Raw genomic sequence first — 20,318 nt, forward strand, 5'->3', positions numbered from 1 at the left:
GCGTTATTTCCTTGGCACCCCGAGTATCGTTGGCCGAAAATGGCGGTTTTTGACCACCTGGTACTCGGTTCCCCGAGAATTAACGCCTCACACAACGCAGATAGACCTCTGCAGCACCCTAATAACGCCACACACAAGCAAGATACATGATTGGCGAAGGCCTACAGACGCATTCTGAACAGCCCTCGGGCATTATTTGAGGGCTGTTCTGATACGTATTCGGCAATCATCCATAAAGTCAGGATATTGCGGCTTTGCCGCTAGCTGTTGGGCTAGCCAGCAGCCGGCAGCTAGCCCAGCAGCGCCAGCAGATCGTCCTTGGTGAGCCGGGAGACGGCCGCGCCGGATGACGACGCCGAATCGACGAAGCGTGAGGCCAAGTCGCTTTTGGACTGCTGCAGGGCGAGGATGCGCTCTTCGATGGTGTCCTTGGCGACGATCTGGTAGACGTTGACATCCTGCGTCTGGCCGATGCGGTGGGCGCGGTCGGTGGCCTGATCCTGCGCGGCGGCGTTCCACCACGGGTCGGCGTGCACCACGACGCAGGCCCCGGTCAGATTCAGCCCCGTGTTGCCGGCCTTGAGCGAGATGAGGAACACCGGCGTATCGTCGCGGTTGAACTGGTCGACCAGCTCGACGCGGCGCTTCTTCAGTGTGGCGCCCGTGATGACGTCATAGTTCACGCCGTCCGCGCGCAGACGTTCGGCAATCAGGTCCAGATAGCTCGTGAACTGCGAGAAAATGAGCATCTTGCGCCCCGCATCCTGGCAGCTTGACACCAGCTCCTCGATGGCATCGAGTTTGGCGGATGGGACTTCGCGGGACTTCCTGCCCGATGCTGTTGAGCTCGCCGAAGCCGCCAACTCGCGTTTCGCAGTTGCCTCCTGCGATTCCTCAAGCGTGCGGGCCGGCATACCCCAGGCCTTTGCATTCGCCTCGACTTCATTCTCGCCCACATTGGAGTACAGCAGTCTCGGGTCGCAGCAGGCTTGCCGCAGCCGTGTGAGCTGCGCGAGAATCTGAATCTTGCCGGTGGCGAATTCGATGTCGCGCTGCTTGAGCAGCGTCGCGCGCAGTCGCTGCTCAAGCGCCGCGTACAAATGCCGCTGCTCGCCTTCCAGCGGCACGGCGATGACGTTCTCGATCTTGTCGGGCAGATCCTTGAGCACATCCGCCTTGAGCCGGCGCAGAATGAACGGCCCCACGAAGGCCTGCAGCTTGCCTTGCGCCTCCTCGTCGTCGCTCAGAATAGGCATTTCGAAGCGCTCGCGGAAGTGCGCGTACGATCCCAGAATGCCGGGCATCAGGAAATCGAAGATGCTCCACAGCTCCGAGAGCCGATTCTCTATGGGCGTGCCGGTGAGCGCGAAGCGGTGACGGGTGTTCACGGAGCGCACGGCCTTCGAAGCCTTGGTCGCATGATTCTTGATGTATTGCGCCTCGTCCAGCACCATGCAGAAGCATTCGAGCCCCCGGTAGTCTGCAATATCACGACGCAGCATATCGTATGACGTGATAAGCACATCGGGAACGCGGTCAATGCGGTCGGGCTGCGGCACAGTTCGTGCTCCTTGCCAGCCGGCGGCCGAGGCGGCGCTGGCATCGGCATCGGCATCGCCAGCGCCGGCGCCGGCGATATCGACGACACTGGCGATACTGGCGCCGCCCGCTGTCTCACCGAACACCATGTCGTTCGACGCAGCGGCATCGGCTGCGGCTGCGGGATACGCATCACGGTCATACGTGTTGCCGTCACTGGCAATGCCGTCACCTGCAACGCTCAACGCCCTCTTAGCCCCTGCTACGGCGTTGGCTCGTCGGGATTGCGCAATGCCGGCATACCGCGCCTTGGCCTCGTCAAGCATGGCACGTCGCGAGGCCTTATTACCTGCGACAGCCAGCACATTCAATTCGGGCGCGAATCGCTCGCATTCCGCCGCCCAGTTGTAGACCAGCGACGCCGGGCACACGATGAGGCTCGGGCCTGCCTTGCGGCTCTCCTCACGCCTCGCCACCAAGAGCGATAGCAGCTGCACGGTCTTGCCCAGACCCATCTCATCGGCCAGAATGCCGCCGAAGCCCTTGTCGCACACCGCGCTCAGCCACCGGAATCCCTCAGCTTGATATGGCCTGAGCACCTCGCGCAGCGACTCGGGCACTTGATAGGTCTTCGGGTCGATCACCCGCAGCTCGTCGAGGTAGTCCTTGAATCCCTCGGATTTGTCGGCATCATCCACTTGATGATCGAGATAGTAGGCCTCGTAGGCGGGCACCGCCACCGAGCCCTTGTCAAAGGCCGAAGCGGAAAGCCCCAGATCAGAAGCAAGCTCGTCGACAGCGCCGGCGTCCACATCGCGCATGTCGATGAAAGCCCCGTTGCGCAGGCGGTGGAAGCGGCGGCGTTTGCGATAGCTGTTGAGCAGCGCAGGCACGTCATCAGGATCGATTTCGTCGGCGATCGGTGATATCTCAACCAATCCGGAACGCAGCGACAGCCCGACCTTGATATTCGGCCGCGGGGCTGACGTCAGTCCGTCGAAGGACGGCGTCGAGAATACAGAGCCGAGCGAGCGCAGCACCGGCAATCCCTCGCTGATGAGCTTGTAGATCGCCTCGTCATTGTTCTCCGGCAGGAACGCGATATTGCCCTGCGGCATGGGGAAGTAGTGGCGCACCGCCTCGACGGCAAGCCGTTCGCTCTGCCGGTCACGCGCCACGCCATCGGTGACGCCATCCGCAGGGATGCCGTCGAACACGTGGAATCGCTGCTCGCCGTACCGCGCCTGCACATCGCAGGTGATCCCACCCACGGAGCGGTCGCGATCGAGATAGATTTCGATCTGGCACGGCTCGGGCTTGCGTTGCAGCAGCTCAGCAGGCAGGCGCACGCGCAGGCCGTCATGAAGATGGCCGGCACGGTCCTCATCCTTGCCGGTGATGCCTATGCTGTTGGCGTCGCCAACGCCGTTTGCTCCGTCAACGGCGTGCTTGGCAGCCGGCCCGCCGACAGGTCCGTAGTCGGCAAGTCCGGCAGCATGGCCGTCATCACGCCCATCGACCGGGTCCTCCCGACCGGCTCTGGTCAGCGTCTTGCTGTGATCTTCCGCCGCCACAGCATTGTCAGCAGCATCGTCCTCAACTGCATCAAGGAACGGCAGCACCGTGCGCGAAAACGCCTCCACATCATCCTGCGCGAGGAAAAGCTCGCCTTCCTCGCCGTTGCCGCACAGGGTCTGCGCGAGTTTTCGATTGCGGTAGAACGCCTCCGAGCAACGATATATGGTCACATGCGCATCGGTCTGAGTATGGGAGAACATGCCGTCAACAGCATCGCCGGCGCCACCGCCGCCCTCACGCACCATCACATAGCGCGAATGGCTTCCCGCCACCACGTCCTCGATGGATCGCGTGTGGCGGATCACGAAGCCCGTGGGCCCAGGCGTTTCGTTTTCTCGCGCATGCTTCGCCGGCATCGTGCCACGCATTGCGCTGCCCGATCCGGCGGTCCTGCCTGCACGGGCCGCCTGCGTTGCGCGTGTCGACGGCACGCTGTTCGACGTTGACAGCGCCGCCTCCAGCCGCCTTGTCGCCGCCGCTGACGCCAATGACGCCGATGCCGATGCCGATGCCGGCTGCTCCAGCTCGGGCGGCTTCGCCCCGCCGGCGCACACGATGTGCAGCCCCAGATCAGGGTCGCCGTTCTTGACTCGCGCAAACGTGGCGTGGGTGAACCACACGCCGCGCGGGACGTACCCGACTGCGCGGTCCTCGACGTCCTCGCTAACGTCCCGCCCGCCGGAACCGGCAGCCCGCCCGGCCTTCGACGTGCGCCGAGAGAAGACCTCTGCATTCTGATGAGCCTTATCCGCAGCCGCAGCGTCTTCGACATACAGATCGAGGATATCGGCGATTTCGTCATCGGAAAGCGTCATATCGCCGCCGCCCGTTTCGGAAGACATGCTGCGGCGCACCACTCCTCCCACGCTGCGACGGATGTCAACGGCACGTCCGAGCACCGCGAGCATCCGGCGCGAGCGCTCATCGAAGGAATCTATGGTGTGCACGAAGGCGAGCTTCTTGCCATAGGTCACCGGCTCGTTCTGGCGCACCGACTGCAGCAGCGAGCCGATATCCTTGATGACGTATGACGCGGAACGGCTTGGCGCGGCGATGCGCAAGCGCAGATACCATGCGCCCATCGATCGGCCGATGGTCGGACGCAGCGCCACGCTGCCGATGGGCATATGCTGCATCGCCGCCGAAGCAGCCGTCGGCCTCTTTTTGGCCGATGCCGCCTCGCCATTCACTGTTTTCAGGAGCGCAAGATGGCGTTTTCTGGCCTGCTCCTGCATCTCGCGATCCTGCTTGCCCATGAAGGTCTTCAGCAGGCGCGTGGTGTCATGCGTCGGCGAGCGCCGCAGCGGCCCGCCCTGCAGCTCGAAGAGGCCGGAATCCTCGTTGTACTGCATGATCACAGCGATCACATGTTTGCAGATCGCTCCGTAGCGGCCGAAAGCCGGGCACGTGCAATCAGCGTCGCTCACCTCGTCATTCTGCTCGTCGACGACCACGCTGACTTCGTAATCATCGCTGTAACCATCGGCGCTGTCCACATAGGCCGAAAGCAGCAGCCCGTTCGGCGTCTCCTCATCATCGGCGACGGACATGTCGTGCATGCGGCCGCTGGATATGACCTCGTAGGCGCGGTAATACGCCGACCCGCCCAACTGCTTGAGTCTGCGGTCGGATATGATCTCCTGTGCGCCATAGGCGATGCCGTCGTCGTCCCCATCGAAGCCGGACTCGTCATCATCGTAGGCGCCGTACCCGCCTTCGCGGCCGGTGCGCGACCCGTATACCGAGGCATGCCAATCCAAAAACCGTTACCTCCTCATCTGCCGCAGGCGTGCGGCGGGTATCGTATATATGGTCTGTCTGTATTTATTGATTAATTTATTGATTATGCATTCCTGCAGTGTTTTTGCTGCGTTGTTTTTTTGCCGCAGTATTTTTGCCGCAGTATTCAGTATTCTTGCCACAGCGTTTTCGATTCGCAGGCACTTCCAAAGCATTTCCAGGCTTACAGCGTCAAAAAGCGCCTGACATCCGCAAGCTCCTGCGCACACACATCGTGGCCCATGTCGGAGTACATATGAGCGTCCATATCGGCGAATCGTGCCAGCGAATGCTCGATTGCCGCTCGCTGCCCGGCGGGGATCCGCGCGTCAAGCTCGCCATACCCCAGGAAGACGCGCGGCCGCTGATCCGTGATCTGCTCGACCACCAGCGACTCCTCGATCTGCGCATCGCCTTCGCCGCCCTCAGCCGTGACATCGTGGTATGACGGCGAGAGCAGCACAGCCGCGTCGAAGACGTCAGGATGCTCTGCCAGCAGCCGATACGCCAGATACCCGCCTTGCGAGAATCCAACGGAGACGACGGGCCTGTCGTGGATCACGGTCGCGTCGAGCATATCCACGATCTCATCGCCGATCGCCGAGCAGCGCTCGCGGATGGCGGCATCCTCCGACGCGCTGTCATACCAGGCATTGCCTCCTAGGTATTCGCGATGAATCGGCCCGCGGACGGACATATAGTCGGCGTCCGAATCGATGGCGCCGAGCATGCGGATCATCTCGGACTCGTCGTTGCCGTACCCATGAAACATCACGTACAGGTTGCCATCGGACCGGTGATCGGTCTCGATGCTGCTTATCGTCGTGAATCTCATTCACACCTCCTGCAGCGGCTAGTCACCGCCTCAATCTTTCTATTATCGCCACTCCCCTGTACCTTTGCGCTGTTTCTGCCCTACGGTTGCCGAAGGGGAGCAATGCGCGAGCAGGCAGCGAAGCCCCTTCCCGCCCGCCTCTTCTCATAGCGAACGAAACCGCGCGAAACGACGCCCGAGGTGGGATACTGTCGGTATGACAACCGATAGCAGGGAAACCAGCAGCACGACTACCGCGCCCTCCGACGCCGCGACCCAGGCAAGCCCGCTCCACGATTCCCAGAACGATTCGCAGACGCAGGACGCTTATTTCGCGGGCGGCTGCTTCTGGGGTCTCGAACGCTATTACCAAGGCGTCGACGGAGTGACCGCCACGCAGGTCGGCTACGCGCAGTCCAAAATCCCCGATCCCTCCTACGAGCAGGTCTGCTCGGGCGCGACCGATGCGGCGGAAAGCGTGCGCGTGACCTTCGACCCGGCACGAGTGACGCTGCGCACGCTCGCGCTGCTGCTGCTCGACGTGATCAACCCGTATTCCGTGAATCAGCAGGGCAACGACACGGGGCGTCAATACCGCTCGGGCATGTTCTACACTTCGCCGGAGCAGAAGACCGTATACGACACGGTGCTGCGGCAGCTGGCCGCACGGGATGCGCGCACGCCTGCCGTCGCTCTCGAGAAGCTGCGCAACTTCTACAACGCCGAGGAGTACCACCAGGATTATCTCGACAAGAACCCGGGCGGCTACTGCCATATCCCTCTCGACAAGATCTTCAACGTCGGCCGCCGTCAGCGCTATATCGAGCGCGTGTGGGAGCTGAGCCCGGAAGAGTATGCGGTGACGCAGGAGGCGGCGACCGAGCGGCCCTTCGACAATGCCTACGATCAGACCTTCGAACCGGGCATCTACGTCGATATCGTCAGCGGCAAGCCGCTGTTCCTTTCGACCGACAAGTACGATTCCGGCTGCGGCTGGCCGGCGTTCTCGAAGCCCATCAATGACTCCGCGCTCACCAATCATCGCGATACGACGCTTCCCGGCCGCCCCCGCGTCGAAGTGCGCACCGCCGATTCCCAAATTCATCTCGGCCACGTCTTCGACGATGGACCGCAGGATTGCGGTGGCCTGCGCTACTGCATGAACTCGGCCTCGCTGCGCTTCGTCCCCCGCGAGCAGATGGAATCGGAAGGTTACGGCGAGTATCTGCCGCTGCTCGATAAGTGATTGCTGCCTTGCCGAAGCTATCGCAGTTCAACACCCGCCTCGCGCATTGCAACCCGCGCAGCCTCCCCGGATTCAGGGCTGACCGGAACGGTGAGGTCCGAGAACACTGTCACCTCGTAGCCGAGCTGCTTTGCGTCGAGAGCTGTCGCCTTCACGCAGTGTGATTCGGCTATGCCCACCACGTCGACATGGTCAATGCCCGCGGCCTTCAAGGCATTGGCGAGGGTGTGCCCCGCCTGTTCCTGCGCCTTGACCTCGTCGCGTGACGGGATGGCATCGGTGTTGTCTTCGATGCCTTCGAAGCCCGAGTATGCGGCGCTGTACTGCCCCTTCTTGAAATGATGGGCGATGCCCAGCGCGGCGATGGCAGGGTGCAGCTGGGCGTTCGTCGTGGATGCCCGGCCGTGCGGCGGCCATGTGTCCACGAAATCGGGATGCTCCGAGAAGTGCGAACCCGGCTTGATATGCCAATCCTGCGTAGTGGCTATATAGGCATAGTCGCCGCGATGCTCGTTCACGAACGCCGCGATGCGTTCGGCCACGGCGTTGCCGCCCTGCACGCCCAGCTCTCCCCCTTCGCAGAACGTCGGCTGCACATCAACGACGATAAGTGCCTTGGACATACGTTGCTCCTTTTGCATAGGCCACCACTCGTCATATGACGTGTACGCCATCCGCGGATTCACCTGTTTGCGACGTTATTACCATAATAGACAACTGTATTTTCATATCGCAACAGTGAGTGAACGCTTCTGTAGGGGTTCATTTATTTTTAAGATCGCGCTGCGGTCCGAGCCGCGCTATTCTGTCAAGAATCGCGACGACCGCTGTGCAGAATCCGACGAAGATAGCACTCAATACGTGAGTCAGGATTACCGGGGCGGTCACACAGAGAGCGAGTCCAACAGCACCTGAAATACACGACGAAGCCAAAAACCAGCAAGACCACAGCAAACATCTAGTAACGCTGTCTGGCATGGTGATTCTTAGTCGGGGTTCAAACCAATTGTCCCATTGGAACGCGAAAAGGTCTGAGGAATCAGACTATCGAAAGCTACTATGCTCCAGCAGCAAGAACGCCAGCTGCTAGGACGACAGTAACCACCTTGGCGTTGCCGAGCGCCAAGACGCAGGTCTGGGCGCTCTGCGTGGCGAGCCCCACGAATAACATAAGTCTATGGCAACCAGACACGAAACCGACCCAGGTTTCCCCGATTTAGTCGTTATGTGAGTAATCCAAACTAACGCAAGTGCAAGCTCAGTCGCGGTCACACGATGACTCATCTGTGGCCGCGACCGTATCTTGCAGTACGAGCGCGAGAGATCTCTCTCAATCAGTCCAGCGATTGAAGCAAGCTCGCCGAATCGGAGACTGCGCCGAATACTCCTCCTTGCATGGTCACCATCTTGAGCGCTGCCTCATGATTGCCTTGGTCAGTAGCACCAGTACAGTCGCTGAGGACAAGGCATTCATACCCTCTGTCGTTCGCCTCACGCATAGTCGTATGTACACACACATCTGTCGTGATACCAGTGAAAATAAGGTGTGTGATTCCTGCAACACGCAAGATGATATCGAGATCAGTCGCATAGAAGGAACCCTTCCCAGGCTTGTCGATAACCACCTCTCCGGGTAAAGGCGCAAGCTCTGGCACAATATCCCAGCCACGCTCACCACGAATCAAAATCTTTCCTAGAGGTCCTTCGCTGCCAATGCCAGCACCGATTTGTTCGGAACGCCATTTCTTGTTCGCTGGGAGATCCGACAAATCCGGACGATGTCCTTCACGCGTGAAGATAACCTTCATCCCCAGTCGTCGTGCAGCTTCAAGTACTTTGCTCGTTGGCGCTATACCGGCACGGGTCAGAGAAATGTCGTATCCCATCACATCAACATATCCTCCCGGACCGCAGAAATCAGACTGCCAGTCAATGAGCATCAGTGCGGTTTTCTTCGGATCTATTTCATTGTCATAAGGCCAGTTATATGGATTTGCCTTCACTTGTTTGAACATGTTTTATCTTTATCCTTAGTATCGATAAAATCGATTCGTAACAACTGGGAAATGCAGCGATCAGAAAGTCACGCTTTCTCCGGTTTTACCTGTTTATCAGCGCGAGTAGTTCAGAGCTGCTCGCGACCGCGCCGAAGATACCTCCTGACATTTCGATCTGGCTGATGGTGTTGTGTCGGATGGATGGATCGATACAGCAGCACAAATCCTCAATCGCCAGGCATTCCAGTCCACGATCGTTAGCCTCTCGCATGGTGGAATGCACTGTGGTCTCAAACCATCGGCCGCACAACCCAATCAGATTCAAATGAGCATCATTAAGCACTTGCTCCAACGGACTTGCATAAAACGCATCGATGCCATAGGAACGCAGATAGCTATCGGCTCGTTCATAGATTTGCGTTGTTGGTTCACACAAGACATTTCCTCTTCGAGAACCATGCAGGCGGGGATCAGAGCAAGCTATTTCTATCACTGTCCCGCCCTTGGCTTGGACGGTATCGGCGATGCTGCCAAGTCTTGTCATGATCTGCATGTCTTCCGCGGGGTACAGCCCTTCCTCCGGTGAATTCGCAATTACCAAAGCAAACTCACCGATAGAGAATGAACCGTTCCACGGCCATCGATATGGGGTAGACGCAATTGTCGACATGATGCTGGCTGTCATTTCGCTGCAGGCAGCGTTCCGACGACGCCCTTGACGAGGCAGCTGAAGTTGTTGATGTCTTGGTACGAGGCAACTACACCATTTTTGACGAGTTCGGTACCATCTTGGCAATATATCGGGCCAGTGAAGATACCTGATCCTTTCTTGGACAAATCTTTCTTCTTGGCAAGAATCTCATCTTGCGTAGCTTTATCGACAGAGGGACCGAATGACGCCAGCTCAAGCGGATTATCGCCGTTGGCAAAGGTGCCAATCCAGTTCGCGTTATATTGTGAACCCTTGAATTTTCCCTCGGATACAGTCTTCACAATGTCCTTCATGACCGGAGTCCAGTTCCATGCGGAACCAGTCAGCCAAGAATCACCGGCGAGTTTGGCGGCATCGTAGTGGTAACCGACAACTTTTGCGCCTTTGTCTTTCGCGGTCTGAATCACGGTTGTCTGGCAATCCTGATGCTGGCTGAATACATCGACCCCTTGGGAAGACAAGGCATTGACTGCCTCCTTCTGCTTGACCGGATCGCACCAATTGGATGTGTTCACAAGATACGTTTTAACCTGGGGATTCACCGATGCCGCTCCTAACTGGAACGCATCGATGTTCGCGATACTCTGCGAAATCGGAAAAGCATACACGAATCCCAATTTGTTGGTCTTCGTGGCTTTTCCTGCGGCCATGCCTCCGAGACTCACCGGCTCATATGCTGCTCCCCAATACGTGCCAAAATTGCTAGGGAACGCTCCATCCTGATATCCGCCTTGATGCAGCACCACGATATCGGGATGCTTTTTCGCAAATTCAAGCGCGTATTTGAAATAGCCGTAGCTGGTTGCGAAGATGACCTTTGCTCCCTGGTCGGCCATCTGCTGCATGGTGTCGGTCACAGCATTGGTTTCTGGAATCTGCTCGGCCGTGATGACTCTGACGCCATTGACTTTCTTGAGGTTGTTCGCGGCATCAGCGACAGCCTCATTGTAACCGGCGTCGTGCGACGATCCAATCATAATCACACCGACAGTCATATCTTTCTTGCCTCCGCTGGATTGTCCTTCCGGCGCAGGAGCCGTACATGCGCTGAGCATAAGGCAGCCAGCGACAAAACCTGACAATGCACCTATTATTTTTTTGGCATTCATGAGTATTCCTCTCTTAGTTGTTCTTAGTGATAACAAAATCTGATTCACTGTGTCGACAGTGACCGCTTGAGGCCCTCGGGCTGCTGCTGTCCTCGTGAAGATGTCACAATAAGCACCAGCAACGTCAGCGCGTAAGGAAGGACGTCGAGCAGATACTGGTTCACAGCGAACCCCTGTGCCTGTAACTGCGAGGCTGCAGAAATCGCCATCCCGAAGAGATATGAACCCAAAACGGTAAGCAATACGCGCCATCCCGAGAATATTACGATGGACACGACGACGAATCCATACCCATTGGTCATATTCGACGCCCAATTGCCGACCTGTCCTATAGACAGATATGCTCCGCCAATCCCGGAGAAGGCCCCACCGGCCGAGACAGCGACAAACTGAATCCATGACGCATTCAGACCCGCCGTTTCTACTACGTCGAAGCGTTCCCCGACAGATCGCAGTACCAGACCGAATCGGGTCGTATAAAGGGCCCAACAAAAAACCGCGATGAGCACATATCCGATATAAACGAGCAAATCCTGTTGGAATAGCACTCGTCCTATTAGCGGAATCCGTGACAGCAAGGGGATGCTGATGCTCTGCAGTTGATTGATGGCTTGCCCGTTGTACGAATTTCCGACAACCGAGGTAATGCCAAGCACTAGGAACCAGCAAATCAGGCCAGTGGCCAACTGATTAGTCCGTACAAAGACCACCGATGAAGCAAACACTACTGCGACGGCAAAACCAGCCAGGGCTCCTGCGAGGAATCCAAGCGCGTAGTCATCAGTCGCTTTGGCAATGACGAAACCGGATAGCGCCCCTGCAAGCATTGATCCTTCGGTTCCGAGATTGGTAACACCAGCTTTCTCCGTCAGCAATTCACCAAAGGCTGGAAGCAAGAGAACCGTTCCCACTGAAATTCCACCGGCAAGAATCGTCTCAATCATGATGTCCTCCTTGTTATGCGCTGCGATATGACGACAATTGCCAAGCATGTGACGCCAAGCAGCACATACGTCGCGTTGCCGTCGAGCCCCGCACGGAGTTGCAAGGGATTGCCTGCCACAAGAACAGCTGCAGCGACCGTGGCATATATGGTGCCAGCAAGCACATTGCCCTTTGCAATGAAAGCCGCCAAGAATGCAATGAAGCCGAATGTGGTCGTGATTCCCGGCCGCAGTTGGCCTTCGGCACCGAGTATGTTCAGCGCACCGCCTATCCCCGCCAGTGCGCCACCAATGAACATTGCGGATTGCGCATATCGGTTCACTGACAATCCGCTGCGGAAAGCCGCCTCAGGATTGCTGCCGACGACGCGGGCGCTGAACCCCCAGGATGATTTGTCAAGCAAGCACCAGATCGCCACACACAAACAGATGACGATGATGAAGGCCACAGGGATGCCAAACACATTTCCCATGCGAAGAAATCTAGGTACCGGGCGGGACTGCGGCTGACCGGAGCCCTTGGGATCTTTCCACGAAGAATACAGAAGAAACAGCATAATGTCAGTCGCTATGAAATTGGTTAGCAGTGTCGTCACCGCTTCAGGAGCATGCAGGCCGGTCTTCATCGCAGCGCAGAGATATCCCCACACTCCTCCAGCCAGTGCACTGACGAGAATGGTCGCGATGATGCCGAATACTCCTAACCCTGAGTTGCTGAACGCTACGGCTGTGCCGGTTCCTGCCACTGCGCCCACGACAAGCTGGCCTTCGCCGCCTACGTTCACCAGCCCGGCGCGAGCGGGAACGATGACAGCAAGCATGGCGCAGATGAGCGGAACAGCTTTAACAAACGTCTGTGTTAAAAAGTTTGAGTTGGTGAGCACTCCGTAATATAAGGCGGAGTATAAGCCGTTCAATCCCACGCCTTGGGCAAGTGCGAAAAGGACAAAACAGGTGATTGCGATTACAATCGCAAGGAAAGGAATCGCGAGGGTTCTGGCCAATGCGGTGAGCGACGAGCACCTCGTCTTGCGTTGCGACTGATTCATAATTGGACTCCCTTCTTCATCTCATTGGGTTCAGAATCATCAGTCATTAGTCGTGCAATTCCTGCTCGCGTCATTGCCCCGCCAGACAATATTCCTGTTATTCGCCCGTCTGCTAAGACGATCACCCTATCGGACATTTCGAGGATTTCATCGAGATCCTCACTGATAAGCACGACGGCGCATCCCTTTTCTCTCACCTTGAGCAGCGCCTTTCGCGTGTCTATAGTCGTCCCCACATCCAGCCCGCGAGTCGGATACGAAGCTACAATGCAGCGCTTCGCAGAAGACAATGCAAGAGTCAGAGCAACGCGTTGAATATTCCCTCCAGATAAGTCGGACATGATTCTGCTGGTATCAGGAATTTGCAAACCGATTCTCCTAGAATGCTGCTCTAACCGCAGAGAAGCCCCATTGATGTCGTACGTGGTGCTTTCCCCTACGGTCCTCTCCCACAAAGCCGCATGAGATGCGACATCCAAGCCAGGAATAACCATTTCACGAATCGGATCAGACGGTACCGCCGTCACGCCTTTACTGCTAAAACCACCCGGCTCTCCACCTGATTCGCCATGATCTGCGAGAACTATGTCACCCTCGTCAGGAGACACAAAACCAGTGATTACGGCGGCCAGCTCCTGCTGCCCATTACCAGAGATGCCGGCTACGCCTAGCACTTCCCTAGGATAGACCCGCAGGCTCACGTCGGACAGTCCAATTGTTCCGTCCGGTCGACGTTTGCTTACTTTTGCGAGTTCCAGAATCGGCCTGTCCTGATAATTCACAAGACTATCGTGCCGTTCCGGTTCTATGGCATGACCGATCATGGACTCAATCAACTCTCCGTCGGAAATGCTCTGGACATCGACATCTCTTATGGCGACTTGACCTTGGCGCAAGACCGTCACGCGATTCGCGATTTCACGCACCTCGCGCATCTTATGCGTGATGATGATGACGGCAGTTCCTGAGGCCTGTAAGCGCCTGACCACGGCGAACAGCGAGTCCACCTCCTGCGGAGTCAACACACTGGTTGGCTCGTCAAGAATGAGAATCTTCGCCCCTTGAATGAGCACCTTAAGCAATTCGACACGTTGCCATTCGCCAATCGATAAGTCATCAACCAATGCCATGGGATCCACGCTTAGACCCCATTGCCTTGAAAGGTCGCTGATTTGAGCAATCAGACGTTCCTTATGAAGCAGAGGTGAGCTGTGCTCCATAAAAAGCGCTATATTCTCCCAGACTTTCAGCGCGGGGATAAGCCTCATATCTTGAAAGACCAAGCCAATGCCCAGTTTTCTTGCATCTGCCGGAGAATGAATGACAACCTTCTTCCCCGCAATGCGGATGCCACCCGTATCCGGGTGATAAACGCCGTAGAGCATTTTCACCAAAGTGCTTTTCCCTGCACCGTTTTCGCCAAGCAGAGCATGAATCTCTCCAGATTTGACCTGAAAACTGACATCATCATTGGCGCGTATTGATCCGAACGAGATGGACAGGTGCTCTACGCTCAGCATGGACGATTGTTCATTCATATTCATGCGCCTTCTCACCCTCGCCGGTCACATTGTCGGAGAGAACATTCATCATCTGGCGAAGAGCCGAACTGGCGCGGGATTCCACAACCTGCATCGACTTGATGATATGCCGTTCGAGCTTGTCCTGTGCCTCGGCCATTCTTCCAGCCATGACACTGTCAAGAATCGACAAATGCGTGTCGATAGTCCAGTCGATTCGGTCTTGTGTGATGAAATCGTACATGCGCACGCTTCTGATGCGCAGGTTTACGCTCTCAAGATGGTCGCCCATCACTTGATTACCCGCCGCACGCAGCAATGACACATGGAAGCCTTCGTCACGGAGCACGAATCCCGGATCGGGAGAAATCGATTCGGATCTCATGGTTTCCCATGCCTCATGGATATCCTGCAGTGCATCAGCATCATAAGACGTTCTGGCTATACCTCGATAAATGCCGTGCTTTTCCAGCAATATGCGAAGCTCGTACAGTTCGGCGATATCGGAGAAATCAGGTTGCGCCACAAAATATCCGCCATTTGATTTATGAATAAGACCGTCATTCGACAGTCTCACCAAGGCTTCACGAATAGGGGTGCGAGACATGCCTATCTGCCTACCTATATTCGCCTCAGCAAGACGTGTGTATGGCGAAAAATCACCTGACATTATTTTCTGTCGTATGACAAAGTACGCTTTTTCGGAAAGCGTGCGTTGCTGCTCCTGATTGTCGGTCATGTTTCCCTCCACTTCGTAAAGGTTGCCTCGTTCAGGCAGCTGTCGACTCCGTTGCCCGAATTTTGTCCTGATATCGTCTCCAGCTGCCATACGCACTGATGTTTTCCGCCTCGTAGACCGAAGCGTCAACACCGAATCCAGTGACCTTTCTTCCATCAGCAAGATACACAGGACCGAGCGCCATCGGACTCGGCAGCGATTTCAAAAGCTTCGTCAAGCCAACCGCCGGAATGCACCAGAGCTCGCCTTCTACTCCAGTCAGAATCTCTTGCTTTTTGGCATGAAAAATTAGCGTGGGCTTTGGCGTTTTAGTGTTCAGCGCTACAAGTTCATATCCGTTTGCAGTCGAGGTTACCTCAACGAACCGTGCTCCTAGCTGCTGCAGCTGGCCGTTCAACGACAGGCCGCGCATATGTTCCCCCACCACAAACAAATTCTCGCCCACGCCGTGAGGCAACAGCACCTCTGCGGGGACGGCCTGCTTTTGATACACCTGTTGCGCCAAATCGAGAATAGCGAAGTCGTGGAATGCTTCGGCTATGAGAGTCACGCTGAAGCTTGGGTTAGTGAGAGATGGCACGGCGAGCGCAGAGTAATCCAGCAGATTCACGAAATTCGTGAAACGCCCCAAGTCACTATTAACAGCGATAGGCCGCTCCTGAACATCCGCTATGCTGGGATGGCGCGTAGTGGTCGGCAAAATCAACAGGTCGGCATCAGTCATGATTCGATCTGCCTGAAGCTTTGCGTCTTTCAATCTCTGCTGGTCTTTGACAAAACTGTCAGCAGAGAGATGCCCCGCCTCCAGCACGATTGCCCGCACCGATGGGTCCTCACCAACAGCAGGATCGTACTCGCTTGCGTATGCGCTACCGATGGAGGCATATCGTTCGGCAACTAAAGATCCGCCATACAGCAGTTCTGCAGCTTCCAACATGACGCTCACATCCGTTTGACGCACAACATACCCCAATGATTCGAATCTTGAGATCTCATCATTGAAATCGCGCCTCCATTGCTCGTCCATTCCTTCAATATTGCTTGCGACAGGAGCAATCACCACCGGTTTTTTCGCCATGCCCAAGGGAGCAGAGGGAGAGAAATCACGCGCTTTTGCATCTTTCCCATCAGGCCCCGCCATAACAGCTAAGGCTCTCTGACCGAGCTTCAGATCAGTGCAAAATATCGATACCACGTCAAAAGACGGACATGCCGGAGTCACTCCTGTGACAGGTATAAGACCGACTGTGGGTTTGATTCCGTATATCCGATTGAATGCGGCAGGGACTCGTCCCGAACCCGCCGTGTCGGTTCCCAAAGCAATGTCAGCCAGACCTGCGGCCACCACAACACCGGATCCCGAGCTCGAACCACCCGAAATCAGTGTGGGGTCGTCAATGCTGGACACCACACCATAAGGGCTTCTCGTGCCGACAAGCCCTGTGGCAAACTGATCCATATTGGTCTTGCCTAGAACAATTGCCCCCGCCTCGCGCAGACGCCGCACGCATGTAGCATCCTCTTGCGGCATACGTGAAGTCCATGGCGCAGCGCATGTGGTTGGGATTCCGGCCACGTCGATGTTATCTTTGACAGCTACCGTCACTCCTGCAAGCGGCAGTAGCTCGCCACCTTCGAGACGCCGAACTACACAAGCAGCCTGTTCTCGAACCACATCCGGATCTACAGTGGAAATCCATACATTCGATGGCGATTGGCCCAATCGATCAAGGCATCGTTCTATATGTTCCACGATTGAATCAGCTGTATTCAATACGGTATACCGTTCTGTATTCATGTTGTTTATGCTATGTTGTGCTATGTTTCTAACACATCACCAAAGGTGCGCGATAATGTTTCGCCGTTACATGGCGATAACAGGTGGGAGCTTCATATGAATGACAAATACAGATGGGCAGCCGGCCGGAAAATCGTACTCATCCATGGCGCTGCAGCCACAAGCCGCATATGGCGCCTCGTCATCGCGGAGCTTCATGTGTCTTTGCCATACACTAGGATTCTCGTCCCCGACCGCCGATGCACCGGAAACATGGATAAGGAAACGGATGATCTATGGGAGGCATGCTCCGGTGCCTTGGTCGTCGGTGTAAGCGGCGGAGCGACGCTCGCATGGGCGCTCGCTTCCCGAAAGTGCCCCATGCTTGGCATGATCGCACATGAACCCGCAGCAGGAAATCTTTGCCCCGGCCTTCTGTCATATGCCGGATCAGCATGGTCTGAATCCACATTGAATCCTGTCAGGCGAGCGACGTTGTTCGGTGAAAGACTCTATGGCACACAGTGGAATGCCGACGAGCTCCCATCAGACGTTGCCGCAGTATCTCGGGATTACCGAATGTTCTCCCAATTCAACCCTGCACCACCTCGCATCAACCCTAGCGTTATTACATTGACCATCGGAGCATTGTCTCCCAAAATCCGTTATGATGCAGCGCAAGCATACGAGCAGACATTCGGCATACCTTCACATACCCTTGCGGGGGCGAAGCATTGCGTGCAACTTGAGCAACCGCGACTATTCGCAGATGTTATTGCAAGCCATCTGCTCGCAGCGACATCAAAGCAATCTCTAGCCTAAACAGGCTGATGTAGGCATCGTCACGACAACGTTTCAGCTAATGCAAAAGTCATCGCATGCGAATGGGGACATCCTACATATTCCGTATGTGACTGTCACCATACCTTCGGAAGTTCTGTCACCACCCCATCCAATCCTTGGCAGTAACCACATTGACGCCTTTCGCCGTATAGCTGCGTTCCACCCGGCACACAACGTATTGTTGACTGCGCTCGATGCCAAGCACGCCACCCACAGCCGCAAGATGCTGGGCGAATCGATCGTGATAGGTCTGTCCGGATTTGATTTCTATGAGCCTGCGATTGTCGGAATCGGTAAAGTCAAGTAAATCGACTTCTATTTTGCTGTCATCACGATAGAACATCAACCGCGGTTCTCGTCCAGCGTTAAGATGGCGTTTCATGGTTTCTTCGACAATAAGGTTCTCGAAGATATCGCCAAATTTCGGGTGTGCCAACAAAGCTTCGATACTGGTGATACCAAGCAGATAGCACAGCAGACCGGTGTCGTAGAAGTATAGCTTCGGTGTTTTCGCCAAACGCTTTCGTGCGTTCACATGGTATGGCTCCAGCCGAAAGGCTACATAGCTTGATTCCAGCATCGACAGCCAACCTTTGGCAGTGCGCAGATCGACCCCAGTTTCTTTGGCTAAATTCGTATAATTGACGAGTCCCGCCACGCTCAACGCGCATAAGTCAAGGAACCTACGAAAATCCGAAAGATTGCGCACATCGAGATAGCCCGAGACATCACGTTCGATATATGTATCGACATAATTTTCAAAAAACAGACCAGCCGGCATACCGGTCGAGCACAGCCGCGGATATCCACCTTGCAAGGCGAAGCCATCCGCATCCAAAGCGGCATCAACTGTTCTCGTCTCCGAGTAGGACAAGGGCAGAAGCCTGAGCATACCAACCCTGCCTGCCAAGGACTGCTTAATGTTCTTAAGAAGAAGAAAATTCTGTGATCCCGACATGATATATTGTCCGGAAACACCGTTTTCATCGGAAACGACCTGAATCATAGAAAACAAATCGGGTGCATATTGCGCCTCATCGACGATGAGGCGAGACGGGCGCCTTCTGATGAATCCGACGGGATCCTCCAATGCCTCGGCGCGCGTCTGAGGATTTTCAAGATTGACGTATCCGTAATCAGGAAAAGTCGCCTTCACCATGGTGGACTTGCCGCTCTGCCTTGGCCCTGTCACCGATACCACGGGGAACCATTGTGCAAGTTGGAGTGCTCTATCGGCTAGCAACCTTGGAATTATTGACTCCATGCTTGTACCTCCATCGATGGTCAGCGCAAAACCATAATCTGACAGTACTAATTACCATAATCATACATTAGAAATTACCATAATCATGCATTAGGAGATGCCATAATCTGACATTAGGCATTACCGGATCGCGCGACACTCCATGCTTTTGCCTTGCACAGTTCATGCGCCACGATGCCAATCCAGTACCCGCAACTCCATCCACACAGCGGCTCCGCACCTCGCCGACACCCCAAAATTCAGTCCTAAGCGTAAGATTCTTTACGGTTTTCGTCCGCCTCATGGCGGCGTGCGCCACCCTACAACAGTCGCCCCGACTACTACGCCTTATGCGCTGCAACCGGCCTCGACTGCCTGTGCATGCGCGACATCATGCACGAAACCTTGAGAAGAGGATGCAGAGGACACTATGGAATACACGCTATTCACCAAACTTGCCGCGGAATTCGTCGGGACTGCGCTCCTGATGGTCTTCGGCAACGGCTCCGTCGCGAACGTGGAGCTGAGCAAGACCAAAGGCCACCACGCCGGCTGGATCAACATCGCGATGGGCTACGGCTTCGGCGTGATGTTCCCCGTGCTCATGTTCGGCGGCGTTTCAGGAGCGCACGTCAACCCCGCGATGACGCTGGCACAGGCCGTCAACGGCATGTTCCCGTGGAGCGAGGTGCTCCCGTACATCGTGGCCCAGCTGCTCGGGGCGTTGGCCGGCCAGCTCATCGTCTACGTGACGTATCTGCCGCATTATGCCTCGACCACCGAGCCCGAGGCGATTCTCGCGACCTTCTGCACCACTGACGCGGAAGACAGCCGCTTCAACTACTTCATCAACGAGTTCTTCGGCACCTTCATCCTGGTGCTCGGCGCCCTGTGCGCGCTCTCGGATCCGTGGGGCGCGAAGAATCCCGCCGCCGCGTCCATCGTCGTCGGCTTCATCGTCTGGGGCCTGGTGACCTCCATGGGCGGTCCGACCGGCCCGGGCCTGAACCCCGCACGCGATTTGATGCCGCGCCTGCTGCACGCCATCCTGCCCATCGAGCACAAGGGCACCTCGCGCTGGAAAGAGGCCTGGATTCCGGTCGTGGCCCCCATCGTGGGCGCAATCGCGGGAGCCTGGCTGTTCAAGCTGCTCTTCGCGTAGTCTGTCTAATCTGTCTAATCTGTCTAATCTGCCGTGGCTGATTTACCCGTCGACAGCCGCGCCAGGCAGACGGATTGTTACGCTGCGGAGTGCATAACCACCGAGACACAGTTATATCTGCGTTGTATGTAGCGTTAATCACCTCGTACGGAGGTCTATCTGCGTTATGTGAGGCGTTAAATCCGCGGCACCCTGAGTATCGCTGGCTGAAAATGGCGGCTTTGGAACGCCTGATACTCGACGCTCCGCGAAATAGCGCCTCACACA

15 protein-coding genes are annotated in these 20,318 nt (G+C 56.3%); 3 read left to right on the top strand and 12 right to left on the bottom strand.

All coding sequences use genetic code 11. From position 1 onward, the window contains the following. Positions 1 to 290 precede the first annotated feature (290 nt). Together BISU_RS13135 and BISU_RS11540 are read right to left on the bottom strand one after the other, a co-directional pair. Positions 291 to 4,877: a DEAD/DEAH box helicase gene (locus tag BISU_RS13135; RefSeq protein ID WP_024463452.1), complete on the bottom strand. Its 4,587-nt coding sequence runs from the start codon at positions 4,875 to 4,877 to the stop codon at positions 291 to 293. Between the two features lie 203 nt (positions 4,878 to 5,080). Then, entirely contained in the window at positions 5,081 to 5,731 is a 651-nt protein-coding gene (locus BISU_RS11540; RefSeq protein ID WP_024463453.1) for an alpha/beta hydrolase, read from the bottom strand. 196 nt (positions 5,732 to 5,927) lie between these two features. Here BISU_RS11540 and msrA point away from each other — a divergent pair, with 196 nt between their 5' ends. Next, entirely contained in the window at positions 5,928 to 6,956 is a 1,029-nt protein-coding gene (gene msrA, locus BISU_RS04445; RefSeq protein WP_024463454.1) for a peptide-methionine (S)-S-oxide reductase MsrA, read from the top strand. A 17-nt stretch (positions 6,957 to 6,973) separates the two neighbouring features. On the opposite strand, the gene BISU_RS04450 is transcribed toward msrA, so the two are convergent. The 9 genes from BISU_RS04450 to atzF form a co-directional block, all read right to left on the bottom strand. Beyond that, positions 6,974 to 7,579, bottom strand: a complete 606-nt coding sequence (locus BISU_RS04450) for an isochorismatase family protein (RefSeq protein ID WP_024463455.1) — start codon at positions 7,577 to 7,579, stop codon at positions 6,974 to 6,976. A gap of 711 nt (positions 7,580 to 8,290) precedes the next feature. Next, positions 8,291 to 8,971, bottom strand: coding sequence for a biuret amidohydrolase (gene biuH, locus BISU_RS04455; protein WP_024463456.1), 681 nt, complete (start codon positions 8,969 to 8,971; stop codon positions 8,291 to 8,293). An 85-nt stretch (positions 8,972 to 9,056) separates the two neighbouring features. Beyond that, complete coding sequence (locus BISU_RS11545; RefSeq protein ID WP_081672681.1) at positions 9,057 to 9,638, bottom strand: isochorismatase family protein; 582 nt, start codon at positions 9,636 to 9,638, stop codon at positions 9,057 to 9,059. Further along, positions 9,635 to 10,774 carry a BMP family ABC transporter substrate-binding protein gene (locus tag BISU_RS04465; RefSeq protein ID WP_033502849.1) on the bottom strand — a complete coding sequence of 380 codons (1,140 nt, stop codon included), beginning with the start codon at positions 10,772 to 10,774 and terminating at the stop codon, positions 9,635 to 9,637. The genes BISU_RS11545 and BISU_RS04465 overlap by 4 nt, the downstream gene beginning before the upstream one ends. A 44-nt stretch (positions 10,775 to 10,818) precedes the next feature. Beyond that, complete coding sequence (locus BISU_RS04470) at positions 10,819 to 11,718, bottom strand: ABC transporter permease (RefSeq protein WP_024463459.1); 900 nt, start codon at positions 11,716 to 11,718, stop codon at positions 10,819 to 10,821. Further along, positions 11,715 to 12,722 carry an ABC transporter permease gene (locus BISU_RS04475; protein ID WP_161787739.1) on the bottom strand — a complete coding sequence of 336 codons (1,008 nt, stop codon included), beginning with the start codon at positions 12,720 to 12,722 and terminating at the stop codon, positions 11,715 to 11,717. Before BISU_RS04475 ends, BISU_RS04470 begins: the two co-directional genes overlap by 4 nt. Before the next feature lie 41 nt (positions 12,723 to 12,763). After that, complete coding sequence (locus BISU_RS04480) at positions 12,764 to 14,311, bottom strand: ABC transporter ATP-binding protein (RefSeq protein WP_081672683.1); 1,548 nt, start codon at positions 14,309 to 14,311, stop codon at positions 12,764 to 12,766. Beyond that, a complete protein-coding gene (locus BISU_RS11980) occupies positions 14,298 to 15,026 on the bottom strand; it encodes a GntR family transcriptional regulator (RefSeq protein ID WP_024463462.1) in 729 nt (242 codons plus the stop codon). The genes BISU_RS04480 and BISU_RS11980 overlap by 14 nt, the downstream gene beginning before the upstream one ends. Before the next feature lie 31 nt (positions 15,027 to 15,057). After that, entirely contained in the window at positions 15,058 to 16,824 is a 1,767-nt protein-coding gene (atzF, locus tag BISU_RS11985; RefSeq protein ID WP_081672685.1) for an allophanate hydrolase, read from the bottom strand. A 96-nt stretch (positions 16,825 to 16,920) separates the two neighbouring features. On the opposite strand from atzF, the gene BISU_RS13525 reads away from it, so the two are divergent. Beyond that, positions 16,921 to 17,625 carry an alpha/beta fold hydrolase gene (locus tag BISU_RS13525; RefSeq protein WP_161787738.1) on the top strand — a complete coding sequence of 235 codons (705 nt, stop codon included), beginning with the start codon at positions 16,921 to 16,923 and terminating at the stop codon, positions 17,623 to 17,625. Between the two features lie 118 nt (positions 17,626 to 17,743). Here the strand turns inward: BISU_RS13525 and BISU_RS04495 are convergent, their stop codons facing one another. Beyond that, positions 17,744 to 18,847, bottom strand: a complete 1,104-nt coding sequence (locus BISU_RS04495) for an ATP-binding protein (RefSeq protein ID WP_233419505.1) — start codon at positions 18,845 to 18,847, stop codon at positions 17,744 to 17,746. 472 nt (positions 18,848 to 19,319) lie between these two features. Here BISU_RS04495 and BISU_RS04500 point away from each other — a divergent pair, with 472 nt between their 5' ends. Then, entirely contained in the window at positions 19,320 to 20,051 is a 732-nt protein-coding gene (locus BISU_RS04500) for an MIP/aquaporin family protein (protein WP_024463465.1), read from the top strand. Positions 20,052 to 20,318 lie beyond the last annotated feature (267 nt).

Origin of the sequence: Bifidobacterium subtile, assembly GCF_000741775.1 — a bacterium.
GTDB lineage: Bacteria > Actinomycetota > Actinomycetes > Actinomycetales > Bifidobacteriaceae > Bifidobacterium > Bifidobacterium subtile.

Bases quoted from the DNA above. Each gene is read 5' to 3' on its own strand.
- BISU_RS11540 (WP_024463453.1), bottom strand. From the start codon at position 5,731: ATGAGATTCACGACGATAAGCAGCATCGAGACCGATCACCGGTCCGAT.
- msrA (WP_024463454.1), top strand. From the start codon at position 5,928: ATGACAACCGATAGCAGGGAAACCAGCAGCACGACTACCGCGCCCTCC.
- BISU_RS04450 (WP_024463455.1), bottom strand. From the start codon at position 7,579: ATGTCCAAGGCACTTATCGTCGTTGATGTGCAGCCGACGTTCTGCGAA.
- biuH (WP_024463456.1), bottom strand. From the start codon at position 8,971: ATGTTCAAACAAGTGAAGGCAAATCCATATAACTGGCCTTATGACAAT.
- BISU_RS11545 (WP_081672681.1), bottom strand. From the start codon at position 9,638: ATGACAGCCAGCATCATGTCGACAATTGCGTCTACCCCATATCGATGG.
- BISU_RS04465 (WP_033502849.1), bottom strand. From the start codon at position 10,774: ATGAATGCCAAAAAAATAATAGGTGCATTGTCAGGTTTTGTCGCTGGC.
- BISU_RS04470 (WP_024463459.1), bottom strand. From the start codon at position 11,718: ATGATTGAGACGATTCTTGCCGGTGGAATTTCAGTGGGAACGGTTCTC.
- BISU_RS04480 (WP_081672683.1), bottom strand. From the start codon at position 14,311: ATGAATATGAATGAACAATCGTCCATGCTGAGCGTAGAGCACCTGTCC.
- BISU_RS11980 (WP_024463462.1), bottom strand. From the start codon at position 15,026: ATGACCGACAATCAGGAGCAGCAACGCACGCTTTCCGAAAAAGCGTAC.
- atzF (WP_081672685.1), bottom strand. From the start codon at position 16,824: ATGAATACAGAACGGTATACCGTATTGAATACAGCTGATTCAATCGTG.
- BISU_RS13525 (WP_161787738.1), top strand. From the start codon at position 16,921: ATGAATGACAAATACAGATGGGCAGCCGGCCGGAAAATCGTACTCATC.
- BISU_RS04500 (WP_024463465.1), top strand. From the start codon at position 19,320: ATGGAATACACGCTATTCACCAAACTTGCCGCGGAATTCGTCGGGACT.